The following is a 13,098-nucleotide window of genomic DNA, read 5'->3' on the forward strand; positions in this document are numbered from 1 at the left end:
CGACTTTTTTCGAAGCATCTTTCCCGTTCTCTCTGAACCAGAGGAATGGGAACATTCCCGGGAAGCCCGGTACTTAGCGGTTTGTCCCGCGGTGTTTATCAGCGGAACGTGTTATATCTTATCATCCCTCCTTATAAATGTCAACACCTTTTTTTCATTTTTTTTATTTTTTCTTATCTTCCTATAATATTCCCTGTTTTTGCGATATTATGCGCACCCGGAATGCCCATATAATCGTAGCGTGGACAGACAATATACAATAAAACAGAGCTTCGCCGGTTAGCGGAGCCCTGTCACTACATTCCATATATAGTTGTTCTTATATAGAAAACTCAGGAACGGATTTTCCTGTATCATTCGAAGCATGTCTTTTCCTATGTCCGTGGCATACAGCAACGTCACAATCAGAAAAAAGATCCACACAACTGTAAGCGCAATCATGAGCCCAAGAGCTGCCCCTGCAAGCCTGTTGAGCCCTCCTATGATCGGCAGCATTGCGATAACATCAAACACATACAGCAGTATTCTGATCAGCAGTGAGGTCGACAGAAAGATCAGAACTGCCGAAATGATGTTTATGATCAGTTTTGCAGCCCCTTTTGCAATATAATCCGCAAAGCTGTCTGCTCCCATCAGCGAATACGCTTCTTTATTGTTGTTATCCTGAAGAAATTCTTTAAACACAGCAGGAATATCCGCATTTTCGATGATCTGCGTCTGTACATTCCTTGGAATCTCTATATTCTGCAGCTGCTCCTGTATTTGCTGTGTATTTCCGTCCGGCATCGGTATATCGCCCGCCACTTCTTCCCATGATTCCGTCAGCTGTTCTGTCATTGCTGTCTCGCATTTCTCTTCGATCCAATCATCCAGTTTTGTATATGTGGCGATCCCATCGCTTACATACGGCGTCAGAAAGACTACGAGAATCAGTGTGAAAACAGTAGCCGCTAGCGAAACAGCAATCCTTACGGCTCCCCTTACATATCCTGCAACTGCTCCGATCAACAGGATCCCGATTGTTATATATAAAATCCAATTCATATACTCTCCTATTTTGTCAGTCGTACTGTTTTTGTTCCATTTGCATCTACTACCAAATATTTATTGATCCCTTTTAACGGAAAAATGTCCTTGATATTTGTACCCATCTTTCCATCGAACCGATGAACTCCGCTGTCGGTATATATACTGCATTTTTCTCCGTCATACATCAATACTTGTCCTTTTTCTATTTTTACTTTGCTGTAATCGCCTTCAAAGTCTTTAGATATAACTTCTTTTCCGTCATAATCAAACAGTTTCAGCTCGTATCCGGCTTTATCTGTATTTTTTAATATGATGCCAAGGTATTCCTTGTCATAGCAGATGCTTTTGATTTCTTTGGAAATTTTTACATACTCCTTTTCTTTTGGTTTGGTTCCATTATATAAAACAAAGCCGCCATCGCCTACCGCCACAGACTTTTCATCGGATACGAAATATACGCTCGGCATAACTGTATCCTCATATGTTTTGCCGCCTACACGGTATTTCCCATCTTCATCTTTGTTTCCGAAGTCATAGTAAACCAGCTCGGTGTCCGGGTTCCCGTCTTTTATAGAAACATAAGAGACGAGCAGTGTTGTTCCATCCGGAGATAACGCAAGATCTACCGGATATCCCTGCTCTACAGCAGATACTTTATATTCCAGAAGCAGGTTTCCTGCCGCATCATAACACTGGATAGATGGGGTATTTCCTTCTTTCAGTATCACTGCCGTGATCCCTTTTTCAGAAACTGCCACCCTCTCGATCGGCAATTCGGTCTGAACCTCCCCTTTCAAGCCTTTTTTGCCAAATATCAAGATGCTGTTTCCTCCACTATCCGTTACCACCGCCGATTCTTTGTTTACTTCCACGACTGGATTTTGTATCTGGCAGTCTTCTTTCCACAATTCTTTCCCGTCTGTATCAAACAAAACCACTCCGTCTCTGCTGCAGCGGAGGATATTCTCGTCAAACCTTGCGTAACTGCTCCTCCCAGTGCCGGCCTCCTGTTCCTGGCTGATTACCGATACGTCCGTATACGTCTGCAGTGTGATGGTAAGATATGCAGCCAAAGCTGCAGCTGCACACACGCTTACGATAACCCATTTGCGTATCGTCTTGTTTTGGATCTTCCTTTTCTTTTCCGTATTTGTTTTCTTCCCATCTGAAGCTTTGATATCCCACGAGAAGACTGTGTCGTTCTTGATCTCTGGTTCCTTTGGGGGCATATCACTGTCTTTTTTGCCCTTTTTCCGGATCTCCAGTGCTACTCCGGGCTTTGTAAGATCCGGGATATCTTTTTTCTTCGCAATGTGAAATCTTTTCTTTTTTTCGTCCTTCATATTGCTTTCCCCTTTGTATTTTATTTATACTGTTCTGTTTCACATTATCATAACATACTTTTTCCTATGGCAACAATAATTTTTGCCCAATGTAGATCAGATTGCCGTTCGAGAGCCCATTCATCTTTTTAATAGCATTTACCTGTGAAAGATCCCCGTATATCTTTTTGCTGATGCTTGCCAAAGTATCTCCTTTCTGCACAGTGTAGATACCTTCTTCTGCATCATAGGCATTTCCGACGGCTTCCTGGATATCTTCCTCATTGACTGAGTTCTTTTCTTCCCCTGCTGTTACCTTTTCATCCGTCTTCGTCGTGCCTTCGCCTGCCACGGATGCGGAAAGTTTTTCGATCGATGTCTGGACTGCCTTGATCTTATCGTAATTGTTTACCATCGTTACTCCGATGACCAGTATTACAACAAGGAGGAGTGTGCTGGCCGCATACAGCACTTTATTGTTCTGCTTTTGATCAGACTTTTCCAGCTTTTCCCTTACAAGGTTGCGAAAATCCTTCGCAGCTCGATCTGCAACAGGTTCACTGGGAGTCACTTTATTTTCCTTTCTTGTGGAGATCATATAATTTTGCATATCTGGATTTTTCTCATAATATACGTAATGCCCGTTGATCTGCATCAGATCTTTATATTTGTATGCAAAAAACAGTTCTTCTTTTTCCTTGGGATCTTTTATCACAAAAATACTATTTTCCTCCGGAAATTGTTTTTCATGAACAGAAGCCATCTGTTCATCGACAGCCATAGCATGTCCCGGAAAAATAAGGCACCAACCAAGAAGGGCCTTATTTCCAAAATATTCTTTGCACTCTTTCATCGCTTTTTCCATTGTTTCTTCCGGCAGATCCACTTTATTTCCTTCTCTTTTTATATCCGATATCTTAAGCGCTCCCGATATGTATACACAGTCCTGCCCGTCTGTCATCCCTTTTTCCCCTATGAGAAATGCTCCCTGAGGTTCTTCTTCTGTCTTGTCGCAAAGCTGGTTTAAAAATGTATCAACGTAGTCCTCTACATAGATTTTGGGGCTGTCGGACACATTTCCTATCTGACGTACGTTTTTTGGAAACTGTTTTTCCATATATTCTCACCTCATATTCATATTTTTTCTCATCATAGCATAGGCCAGGCGCCGATTTTATCGCTTCATGTCAGCTGTACCAAAGAAAAAAACGACAGAATAACTGCAAAAAAGAAAAGACCTGCCCACTTTTTTGCAAGTCTTTTCATTCTTTTTTGTTTTTTTGTTTTTCCGAATCGGTTTTTGTCAATTTACAGTCTTTCTTTTTCCTGTCTCCAGACTTCCGCAGTATTTATCCGTCAGGACAGTGATCCATCCTTCTTTCGTCCTCGGAAAACGAAAAAATGTGAGCGGCCACATATGGGTCAGGATAATATCTTTTTCTATCCTGTTGAGTTCAAAAAATTTGACTGCATTTTTGTAGGCGGCCCGGGGATGTGTAATTCCGTGCAAACAATCCCCCGTTTTTCTTCTGTGTGTGTGCCAGTCATAAAGGAAGAGATCGTGAAGCATACCTCCTCTTGCGGCTGATCTTGCATCCAGATGAAAAAACCTGCACCAACAGTAATTATAAAACGCCACATTCAGGCAATGCTGATAGCAGTTTGACGCACCGTGATGCGGATACAGCTTCATACGCAGGACTACCGGATGTTCCGCCAGCTCTTTTACACAGTCGTAAAAGTCTTCCCGCCAGTCTCTCCTGTACTTTTCTTTTCTGTCGTTGAGGCGGCTTTCCGTATCTCGGAACCAGAGCATCTCCTATATCCTCCGGAACTGTTCCACATCAAGAACAAAGACAGTGGCACCTCCTACTTCTACCGTGATCGGTATATAGGAATAGCTTATCATGGAGAGATCGCCCTGAGGATACGGCGTCGTCACTTCAACCTGTTTTCTCTTTGCACATTCTTTTTCCAATATCTTGAAGACTTCGTCTACCTGTTCATCCTCTACACCAAGCATGAGCGTGGTATTTCCTCTCTTGAGGAAACCACCGGAACTTGAGAGTTTCGTCACACGGAATTTCTTCTCGTTCAGACGCCGTACCGCTTTATTTGTATCATCATCGTGTACAACCGCAAAAATCAGTTTCATAATACATTCCCCTTTCACTATTTTGCTTACTGGAATTATATCACAATTTCCCGCGCTGATGCACACGTTTTCTGATAATTTATTCAAAATCTTTTCCAAAATCTCTACTGGAGACTTCCATAAAAAATGTTGTCATTTCTTTCTAGGCACAGGACTATATTTCAATATAAGAATACAGTGAGTCTGGCTGTACTGATTTCAGAGCAGCCAGCCGCAGGATCAGGAGGCTGCAAAACATGATAACAGAGCTTACATACCCTTTTTCCCTTCCGCCGCTCCCTTATTCATACGATGCTCTGGAGCCATATATCGATGCGGAGACAATGCATTTTCATCACGACAAACATTTCCAGACATACATTGACAACCTGAATACGGCTCTCAAAGATTATCCGGAATATCAGTCGCACACACTGACTCAGCTTTTGACCGAACTTGACAGGCTGCCCCCAGAGCTTCAGACTGCCGTCCGAAATAACGGGGGCGGAGTGTATAACCACGATCTCTATTTCGATCTTATGGCGCCGCCCGGACAAAAAATAGCCCCTTCTATCCTGGACTTCTATGATGACGGGGAAGAATTCTGGTCTGAGATGAAAACAGCGGCCCTTGGACAGCTTGGCTCGGGATTTGCCTGGCTTGTGACTGATCAGGATAATAATCTGCAAGTCCTGGCTCTGCCAAATCAGGATAACCCCCTCTCTTACGGCTATCAGCCAATTCTTCCTCTGGACGTCTGGGAGCATGCCTACTATCTGAAATACAAAAATCTGCGCGGAGACTATATCAACAACTGGTTCCACGTGATCAACTGGGCAGAGGTGGAGAAAAAAATCGCACAGTCGATGATTCCCTCCGCGTCCTGACAGCCCATCCCCACAGCACCAACCTGTCTTTCAGGAAAATCTGCTGACCATATGAACGCAAAAGCCGTACCGGGAAAATTGTTCTTCTTTCCCCGATACGGCTGCATCTGCCTGTCATCTGCAGTTTTTTCTATTTTCCAAGGAATCCTTTGACTTTCTTATAGATACTTTCGCCATCCAGCTCGTACTTCTTGATCAATTCTACTGCCGGTCCGGATTCTCCAAATGTATCGTTGACACCGATCTTCATTACTCTCGCGCATGCTTTCTGTGCCACAACGTCACATACAGCGCTTCCAAGTCCTCCGATAACGGAGTGTTCTTCTACAGTAACGATCTTTCCTGTCTTTTCCGCTGCCTTCAGCACAGCTTCTTCGTCAAGTGGTTTGATCGTATGCATATTGATCACTTCGGCGCTGATCCCTTCTTCTGCCAGCTTCTGAGCTGCCACGAGAGATTCATTTACTTCCAGCCCTGTAGCGATGATCGTCACATCTGTACCTTCTCTGAGTGTGATTGCTTTTCCAATCTCAAACTGATAATCCGGCGTGTCGTTGATAACCGGAACTGCCAGACGTCCAAAACGGATATAAACCGGTCCTACATGTTCGTAAGCTGCCTTCACAGCTGCTTTCGCTTCAATATCATCAGACGGATTCAGGACAACCATACCCGGTATCGTACGCATGAGAGCGATATCTTCGTTACACTGATGTGTAGCTCCGTCTTCTCCTACAGAAATTCCCGCGTGGGTCGCACCGATTTTTACATTTAATTTCGGATATCCGATGGAGTTTCTTACCTGTTCAAAAGCACGTCCCGCTGCAAACATCGCAAAGGAACTTGCAAAAGGCACCTTTCCTGTAGCTGCGAGCCCTGCTGCCACACCCATCATATTTCCTTCTGCAATACCGCAGTCGATATGGCGTTCCGGAAACGCCTTCTTAAATGTTCCTGTTTTTGTTGCTCCGGCAAGGTCTGCGTCGAGAACGATGACGTCATCATGTTCTTTTCCAAGTTCTACTAAAGCATTACCGTAGCTTTCCCTTGTTGCGATCTTCTTTACTTCTGACATAATGCTTCACCTGCTTTCTCTAAATCTTCCATTGCAACTTTGTACTGTTCTTCATTCGGAGCTGTTCCGTGCCAGGAAGCCTGATTTTCCATAAAGGAAACTCCTTTTCCTTTCACTGTCTTTGCGATAATGGCTGTCGGTACACCCTTTGTCTCTCTTGCTTCTTTAAATGCTGCCCTCAGAGAATCAAAATCGTGTCCATCCACATTGATCACATGGAAATTGAAGGCTTCGAACTTCTTGTCGATCGGATACGGTGAATTTACTTCATCAATCGGTCCGTCGATCTGCAGGTTGTTATTGTCCACGATGACAACAAGATTGTCAAGTTTTCTGTGTGCTGCAAGCATGGCTGCTTCCCACACCTGTCCTTCCTGGATTTCTCCGTCTCCTACCAGCGTGTACACGCGGTAGTCATCCCCGGAAAGTTTTGCGGAAACGGCCATTCCCACTGCTGCTGAGATGCCCTGTCCCAGAGATCCGCTTGACATGTCCACTCCCGGGATATGTTTCATATCCGGATGTCCCTGGAGATAGGAACCTACATGGCGGAATGTTTTCAAGTCTTCTACCGGGAAAAATCCTCTGTTTGCAAGCGCAGAGTAGTATCCCGGAGATGTATGTCCTTTGGAAACGACCAGCCGGTCGCGGTCTGCTTTTTTCGGATCTTCCGGATCGATATTCATTTCTTCAAAGTAAAGATATGTGTAAATGTCTGCCGCAGATAAGGATCCGCCTGGGTGACCGGACTTTGCATGATAAACTGCAGTCACAATCCCTTTGCGGACTTCATTGGCAATTTTCTGTAATTCTAAATTGTCCATGACAATTCCTCCTGGTTGTTCTATGTTTTGTTTTCCGGCACAGGGAGCTGTACCCCTATACCTATTCTCCGAATACTGCTTTATAATCTGCCTGGAATTTGGCGATTCCTGCATCTGTGAGCGGATGATGTGTCATCTGTTCGATTACTTTATACGGTACAGTTGCGATATCAGCGCCTGCCAGAGCACATTCTGTGATGTGGATCGGATTGCGGATGCTGGCTGCGATGATCTGTGTTTCGATTCCTGCCACTGCAAACATTTCCGCGATCTCCTCGATCAGCTCTGTTCCTCTCACAGAGATATCATCCAGACGTCCGACAAACGGAGATACATAGGTCGCCCCTGCCCTTGCCGCAAGAAGCGCCTGATTTGCAGTAAAGATCAGTGTCACATTTGTCTTAATCCCTTCTGCTGAGAGCACTTTTACCGCTTTCAGTCCCTCTGCTGTCATCGGGATTTTTACGACCATGTTCGGATGGATCTTGGCAATCTCACGTCCCTCTGCGATCATTCCTTCCGCATCTGTCGTCGTCGCTTTTACTTCGCCGCTGATCGGTCCGTCCACGATGGATGCGATCTCTTTGATCACTTCGTTGAAGTCACGCCCTTCTTTTGCAATCAGTGACGGGTTAGTCGTCACTCCGCAGATCACTCCCATGTCATTTGCTTTTCTGATATCGTCTACGTTCGCTGTGTCAATAAAAAATTTCATCTCAGGTTCCTCCTTGAATTTGTACTCGCTGTTTCTTAATTCTTATTATAAAACCTGAAAATGACAAGGTCAACCGCCGCGTTTTTTATTAATAAAAATATTAATTAATAAAACAATATATTATCAATTCGGAGAATACAAATCATCACTATTCTTGTCTCTGTTTTGTGAAAAAATAACTATTTTTACAACATCTTTCCCGATTTTTAACGTATCTCTTTGTCATATAAAACACAATTTATTATTAATATTTTTCTCCAAACCATTAATTTATTTTTTTCGGGTAGGAAGTAGTTCCGCGCACGATCAACCTTGGCTCATACTCGACATGGTACGTGCTGACAGGCTCGATTTCCGAGTATCCGGCATTCTGCGTAGTAATCTTCTTCATAATGATGTCGCATGCGTCCCGGCCTTTAAAGACAACGAAATGCTCGATCGTCGTCAAAGATACTTTGTGAATCCGCGCAAACAATGTATTATCGCAGCCCATGACCGAAATATCGCCCGGCACCTTATACTTTTCATCATGAAGAGCATCCAATATCCCGAACGCGATCATATCATTGAGTCCCACGATAGCTGTCACATCTCGCTTTTCCGCCAGCAGCTCTTTTGTGAGATCGTACCCGATCTTATATTCCGAGTCGATATTCGGGACATTTTGATCCATTTCTTCTCCAGCCGCCTTGATGATAACCCGATCTTTCAATCCCTGCTTATCGAATTCCTTCAGGAAACCTTCGACCCGCTTGGAACGCTGTTTCTGACGGATGGTAAGAGGCGGAGCGATATAAGCGACATCCCGGTGCCCAAGCTCCAGCAGATGTCTGGCCATCAAACGCCCCAGCTTCGAGTTGTCAAGTTCTACTGCATCCACGTTGAGCTGTTCATTTTGATTGTTCACGATCACAATCGGGATCTTCTCCGAAAGCTTTTCGATGGTATCCATATAGCATCGGCTCGGATTGCACGTATAAATGATTCCAAGAGGCGAAATCTCGGGCATCATTCTCAGATACCGCTCCTCCATCTTCAGATCACGCTGGGTATTGCAGATAAACAGTCCGTACCCTGCCTCCTTCGCCCTGGACTCGATACCCTGCAGGAGCATTACGTAGTAAGGGTTTGTCAAGTTAGAGCAGAATACGACCAAAAGTTTCTCCCGCCGGTTTTCTTTTTTGATCTTCCTCTTTGGCGGCTGATAATTCATTTCTTTTGCTGCCCGCTCCACTTTTTCAACCGTCTCTTTTGAGAAGGAGACATTGTATTTTTGATTGAGGATCATGGAGACCGCGGACTGAGACACACCCGCCGCCCGGGCAATGTCTGTCGATGTCACTTTTTTCTTCTTCATTTTTCCTTTACAACAAAACGGAGGGAGACTCCTCCCTCTTTTTAAAGCTCCGTCCTTCCCTCCAAGGCTCTCAGAAGCGTCACTTCGTCAATGTATTCCAGGTCTCCGCCGACCGGCACCCCGCTGGCAATCCGGCTTACCTTGATGCCGACAGGCTTGATGAGCTTGCTGATATACATAGCCGTCGTCTCCCCTTCCAGCGTGGAATTGGTTGCGATGATCACTTCATCCACATCGCCTTCAAGCCGCATCATCAGCTCTTTGAGCCGAATGTCTCCAGGACCAATTCCAAGCATCGGCGAAATCGCCCCGTGAAGTACATGATACACTCCTTCGTACTTTCCTGTTTTTTCATAGGCCGCCAGGTCTCTCGGGGTCTCCACGACCATGATCGTCCTGTGATCCCTGTTTTCGTTGCGGCAGATAGGACAGAGTTCATCATCAGTCAGCGTACAGCATTCTTTACAGTACCGCACGTTATTTCTTGCATCCACCATCGTCCTGGCAAACTCTTCTACCTGCTCTTTCGGCATATGGATGATATGGAAGGCAAGACGCTGCGCCGATTTTGCTCCGATACCCGGAAGTCTTGAAAGTTCCTCGATCAGACGGCTGATCTGGTTGCTGTAATATTCCATTTCCCATTCCTCTTGATCTAGAACATTCCCGGAATGCCACCGCCCATACCGCCTGTCAGCTTGCTCATGGCGGATGTGTTGGCTTCATCCACCTGGCGGAGCGCCTCATTTACCGCCGCAACGATCAGATCCTGAAGCATCTCGATATCGTCCGGATCAACAACTTCTTCCTGAAGTTCTACTTTCAAGATCTCTCTTTTACCGGAAACTGTCACTTTTACCGCACCGCCTCCTGCTGTAGCGGAAAATTCTTTCGTCTCCATCTCTTTTGCCTGTTCTTCCATCTGACGCTGCATCTTCTGCGCCTGCTTCATCAGATTTGCCATATTCCCCGGCATTCCACCGCCCGGAAAACCTCCTCTTCTTGCCATGATCGGTTCCTCCTTATTCTTCTACTGTGATATCCATATGGATAAGTTGTTCCAAATCCACAAAACTTTCTTCAAATCTGCGCCCCTGCTCCACTTTTCCGACTTCAATCTCTATCTGTCTTCCGGTCCGCTGAGCGATCAGATCACGTATTTCCTTCTTGTGATCCTCTGTCCCTACGACACTTGCCCCCAGATCATCCGGAAGGATGATCTGGAGCTGTCCCTGATTTCCGACGCTTAACCTCGCCTGCTTTAAGTATGTCTTTAACATGCCGGACGCCTCGTTTGCAATCATCCGGAAATTCTTTGCCACTTCGGTCACTTCTTCCGGGAGCGCCTTTGGGAGCTCAGGCTTCGCCGCCATCTCTGTTTGCGCAAACTCCCTTTTCACGCCTCCGTCTTCACGTGAGACAACTTCCCGTTGTACCGGAATCCCTTTTGCCACTTTTTCTTCCAGAGCCCGTATCCGGTCAAGAAGCGTATCGTTTCTCGTCTCCATCTGTGGTTTACAGAGTTTGATGAGCGCCACTTCCAAAAGCACTCTTTTCTGTGTCGCATATTTCAGCTGCCCGCTCAGATCTGAAAAGATCCGGATATAGCGGATCAGCGCATCATTGTCAATCCTTTGTGCTTCTTCTTTCAACTGTGCCAGATTCTCCGTAGAGACATCAAGCACATCCTCCATATTATCAGAACTCTTTACTAATAGCAAGTTCCTTAAATACCATGTGAAATCTGCGGATAACTGAGACAGCTCTTTTCCCTGCATCACAAGGTCATTGACCGCCTCCATTACCGCCTTCACATCCCGATCCAGAATCTTTCTCAGCAGTGCGCTGTAAACATCCGTATCCACAGCCCCAAGAACATCCAGCACCATATCGTATGTGAGTTTTTCTCCAATATGGAATGCAATGCACTGATCGAGGAGACTCAATGCATCACGCATAGATCCGTCAGCCGCCTTAGCTACATACCGGATCGCCCTTTCTTCCACTTCTACCTGTTCTTTCTCCATCAGCTCTCTTAGCCTGTCCGAGATCGTATCGATGGTAATCCTTCGGAAATCGTATCTCTGACATCTCGAAAGAATCGTAATAGGAATCTTGTGCACCTCTGTCGTCGCAAGAATAAAGATCACATATTCCGGAGGTTCCTCAAGCGTTTTTAAAAGCGCGTTGAAAGCCCCGATGGAAAGCATGTGCACCTCGTCGATGATATAGACTTTGTATCTTCCCTGTGCAGGGCGGTATTCCACTTCCTCGCGAATGCTGCGGATATTATCCACACCATTGTTGGACGCCGCATCGATCTCCACTACGTTCATATAGGTGCCTGCCCCGATATTCCTGCACATATCGCATTCTCCGCACGGACTGCCGTTGACCGGGTGCTCACAGTTTACCGCTTTTGCAAAAATTTTTGCCACTGTCGTCTTACCCGTGCCCCGCGTTCCGCAGAACAGATACGCGTGCCCGATCCTGCCTGCTTTGATCTGGTTTTGTAATGTTGTCACAATGTGGTCTTGTCCTTTGACATCCTCAAATTCAGATGGACGAAATTTTCTGTATAAGGCAGTATAAGACATTCTTTATTCTCCTTGTCTGTTTCTTTTACATTTCATCTCCGAAACTGATGCCGACCATTTTTGCTTCTTTGATAATGCCGGCTTTCGGGTCTACCGTCTTAAGTTTTCCCGCCACCTCTTTGAGCGGCACTTTACAGATCTTATCCTCTCTGATCGCTACCATGTAACCGAATTCCTTTTTCAGGATCATCTCCGCCGCTGCAGCTCCAAGTCTCGTAGAAAGGACACGGTCGTACGGACACGGGGAACCTCCTCTTTGCGTATGCCCCGGAACCGTGATGCGAACTTCCTGCGAACACTTATTCTGGATCTTTTCTGCCAGTTCATATGCCACAGAAGGATATTTTTTCTTCTTCTTTTCTTGAAGTTCTTTCAGTTTCTTCTTCGGCATTTCAGCTTCTTCTTTTGTGATAGCCCCCTCTGCCACAGCAATGATCGTAAAACGCTTTCCTGCATCCGCTCTTTTCTGGATTGATTTTACAACTACATCCAGATCATAAGGGATCTCCGGAAGCAGAACGATGTCTGCCCCTCCTGCAATACCTGCGTGGAGTGTGACCCAGCCCACTTTATGGCCCATGACTTCCACGATGAACACTCTGCTGTGTGAAGTAGCCGTTGTGTGGATTTTATCGATCGTATCTGTCGCAATGTCTACCGCACTCTGAAATCCGAATGTCATGTCTGTTCCCCAGAGATCATTGTCAATGGTCTTCGGCAGTGTCACAACATTGAGTCCCTCTTCCCGCAGAAGATTTGCTGTCTTGTGCGTTCCATTTCCTCCCAGCACTACAAGACAGTCAAGGTTGAGCTTATGATAAGTATGTTTCATCGCCTCTACTTTATCAATCCCGTCCTCTCCTGGTTCCCTCATCAGTTTAAATGGCTGACGTGATGTTCCGAGGATCGTGCCGCCGGTCGTAAGGATACCCGAAAAATCCCTGTCCGTCATCATCTTGAAGTCGGAGTAGATCAGTCCCTTATATCCATCTTTGAAACCGTAGATCTCTACATCCTTTACCTTTGAAAAAATCCCTTTTGCCACCCCGCGCATTGCAGCATTTAACGCCTGACAGTCGCCTCCGCTTGTCAGCATTCCGATTCGCAGCATATGCTCACATCCTTTCTTTTTTTTAGCAGTTACCGTCCGTCCCTGTG

The 13,098-nt window shown here is 45.6% G+C and carries 14 protein-coding genes; 1 reads left to right on the forward strand and 13 read right to left on the reverse strand.

All coding sequences use genetic code 11. From position 1 onward, the window contains the following. Positions 1 to 279 precede the first annotated feature (279 nt). The 5 genes from FLB61_RS09095 to FLB61_RS09115 form a co-directional block, all read right to left on the reverse strand. Complete coding sequence (locus tag FLB61_RS09095) at positions 280 to 1,044, reverse strand: CvpA family protein (RefSeq protein ID WP_221919948.1); 765 nt, start codon at positions 1,042 to 1,044, stop codon at positions 280 to 282. 8 nt (positions 1,045 to 1,052) lie between these two features. After that, entirely contained in the window at positions 1,053 to 2,372 is a 1,320-nt protein-coding gene (locus FLB61_RS09100; RefSeq protein WP_087202867.1) for a DUF5711 family protein, read from the reverse strand. A gap of 64 nt (positions 2,373 to 2,436) precedes the next feature. Beyond that, entirely contained in the window at positions 2,437 to 3,468 is a 1,032-nt protein-coding gene (locus FLB61_RS09105) for a LysM peptidoglycan-binding domain-containing protein (protein ID WP_087202868.1), read from the reverse strand. 186 nt (positions 3,469 to 3,654) lie between these two features. After that, positions 3,655 to 4,167, reverse strand: a complete 513-nt coding sequence (locus tag FLB61_RS09110) for an HD domain-containing protein (protein WP_087202869.1) — start codon at positions 4,165 to 4,167, stop codon at positions 3,655 to 3,657. Positions 4,168 to 4,170: 3 nt separating this feature from the next. After that, a complete protein-coding gene (locus FLB61_RS09115; protein WP_087202870.1) occupies positions 4,171 to 4,506 on the reverse strand; it encodes a cyclic-di-AMP receptor in 336 nt (111 codons plus the stop codon). 236 nt (positions 4,507 to 4,742) lie between these two features. Between FLB61_RS09115 and FLB61_RS09120 the strand changes: the two genes are divergently transcribed. After that, positions 4,743 to 5,372, forward strand: coding sequence for a superoxide dismutase (locus tag FLB61_RS09120; protein ID WP_221919949.1), 630 nt, complete (start codon positions 4,743 to 4,745; stop codon positions 5,370 to 5,372). 130 nt (positions 5,373 to 5,502) lie between these two features. Here FLB61_RS09120 and FLB61_RS09125 read toward each other — a convergent pair whose 3' ends face one another. The 8 genes from FLB61_RS09125 to FLB61_RS09160 all read right to left on the reverse strand — a co-directional run bounded on the left by FLB61_RS09125 (position 5,503) and on the right by FLB61_RS09160 (position 13,051). Further along, positions 5,503 to 6,447, reverse strand: coding sequence for a transketolase family protein (locus FLB61_RS09125; protein WP_087202872.1), 945 nt, complete (start codon positions 6,445 to 6,447; stop codon positions 5,503 to 5,505). Further along, the gene (locus FLB61_RS09130; RefSeq protein ID WP_087202873.1) at positions 6,435 to 7,271 is read right to left on the reverse strand and encodes a transketolase; all 837 of its coding nucleotides are present in this window, start codon (positions 7,269 to 7,271) and stop codon (positions 6,435 to 6,437) included. The genes FLB61_RS09125 and FLB61_RS09130 overlap by 13 nt, the downstream gene beginning before the upstream one ends. Positions 7,272 to 7,332: 61 nt before the next feature. Beyond that, a complete protein-coding gene (gene fsa / locus FLB61_RS09135; protein WP_087212922.1) occupies positions 7,333 to 7,986 on the reverse strand; it encodes a fructose-6-phosphate aldolase in 654 nt (217 codons plus the stop codon). A gap of 265 nt (positions 7,987 to 8,251) precedes the next feature. After that, positions 8,252 to 9,343: a LacI family DNA-binding transcriptional regulator gene (locus tag FLB61_RS09140; protein WP_087202875.1), complete on the reverse strand. Its 1,092-nt coding sequence runs from the start codon at positions 9,341 to 9,343 to the stop codon at positions 8,252 to 8,254. 41 nt (positions 9,344 to 9,384) lie between these two features. After that, positions 9,385 to 9,981: a recombination mediator RecR gene (gene recR / locus FLB61_RS09145; protein WP_087202876.1), complete on the reverse strand. Its 597-nt coding sequence runs from the start codon at positions 9,979 to 9,981 to the stop codon at positions 9,385 to 9,387. A gap of 17 nt (positions 9,982 to 9,998) precedes the next feature. Further along, positions 9,999 to 10,352 carry a YbaB/EbfC family nucleoid-associated protein gene (locus FLB61_RS09150; protein ID WP_087202877.1) on the reverse strand — a complete coding sequence of 118 codons (354 nt, stop codon included), beginning with the start codon at positions 10,350 to 10,352 and terminating at the stop codon, positions 9,999 to 10,001. A 13-nt stretch (positions 10,353 to 10,365) separates the two neighbouring features. Beyond that, positions 10,366 to 11,940, reverse strand: coding sequence for a DNA polymerase III subunit gamma/tau (dnaX, locus tag FLB61_RS09155; protein WP_221919950.1), 1,575 nt, complete (start codon positions 11,938 to 11,940; stop codon positions 10,366 to 10,368). Positions 11,941 to 11,965: 25 nt separating this feature from the next. Then, positions 11,966 to 13,051 (reverse strand): 6-phosphofructokinase, encoded by a 1,086-nt coding sequence (locus FLB61_RS09160; protein WP_087212917.1) that lies wholly within the window; start codon positions 13,049 to 13,051, stop codon positions 11,966 to 11,968. Between the last annotated feature and the right edge of the window lie 47 nt (positions 13,052 to 13,098).

Source organism: Sellimonas caecigallum, assembly GCF_019754295.1.
Classification (GTDB): domain Bacteria; phylum Bacillota; class Clostridia; order Lachnospirales; family Lachnospiraceae; genus Sellimonas; species Sellimonas caecigallum.

Coding starts and splice junctions, on each gene's coding strand:
- FLB61_RS09105 (WP_087202868.1), bottom strand. CDS start 3,468: ATGGAAAAACAGTTTCCAAAAAACGTACGTCAGATAGGAAATGTGTCC.
- FLB61_RS09095 (WP_221919948.1), bottom strand. CDS start 1,044: ATGAATTGGATTTTATATATAACAATCGGGATCCTGTTGATCGGAGCA.
- FLB61_RS09160 (WP_087212917.1), bottom strand. CDS start 13,051: ATGCTGCGAATCGGAATGCTGACAAGCGGAGGCGACTGTCAGGCGTTA.
- FLB61_RS09115 (WP_087202870.1), bottom strand. CDS start 4,506: ATGAAACTGATTTTTGCGGTTGTACACGATGATGATACAAATAAAGCG.
- fsa (WP_087212922.1), bottom strand. CDS start 7,986: ATGAAATTTTTTATTGACACAGCGAACGTAGACGATATCAGAAAAGCA.
- dnaX (WP_221919950.1), bottom strand. CDS start 11,940: ATGTCTTATACTGCCTTATACAGAAAATTTCGTCCATCTGAATTTGAG.
- FLB61_RS09150 (WP_087202877.1), bottom strand. CDS start 10,352: ATGGCAAGAAGAGGAGGTTTTCCGGGCGGTGGAATGCCGGGGAATATG.
- FLB61_RS09130 (WP_087202873.1), bottom strand. CDS start 7,271: ATGGACAATTTAGAATTACAGAAAATTGCCAATGAAGTCCGCAAAGGG.
- FLB61_RS09100 (WP_087202867.1), bottom strand. CDS start 2,372: ATGAAGGACGAAAAAAAGAAAAGATTTCACATTGCGAAGAAAAAAGAT.
- FLB61_RS09110 (WP_087202869.1), bottom strand. CDS start 4,167: ATGCTCTGGTTCCGAGATACGGAAAGCCGCCTCAACGACAGAAAAGAA.
- FLB61_RS09125 (WP_087202872.1), bottom strand. CDS start 6,447: ATGTCAGAAGTAAAGAAGATCGCAACAAGGGAAAGCTACGGTAATGCT.
- FLB61_RS09140 (WP_087202875.1), bottom strand. CDS start 9,343: ATGAAGAAGAAAAAAGTGACATCGACAGACATTGCCCGGGCGGCGGGT.
- FLB61_RS09120 (WP_221919949.1), top strand. CDS start 4,743: ATGATAACAGAGCTTACATACCCTTTTTCCCTTCCGCCGCTCCCTTAT.
- recR (WP_087202876.1), bottom strand. CDS start 9,981: ATGGAATATTACAGCAACCAGATCAGCCGTCTGATCGAGGAACTTTCA.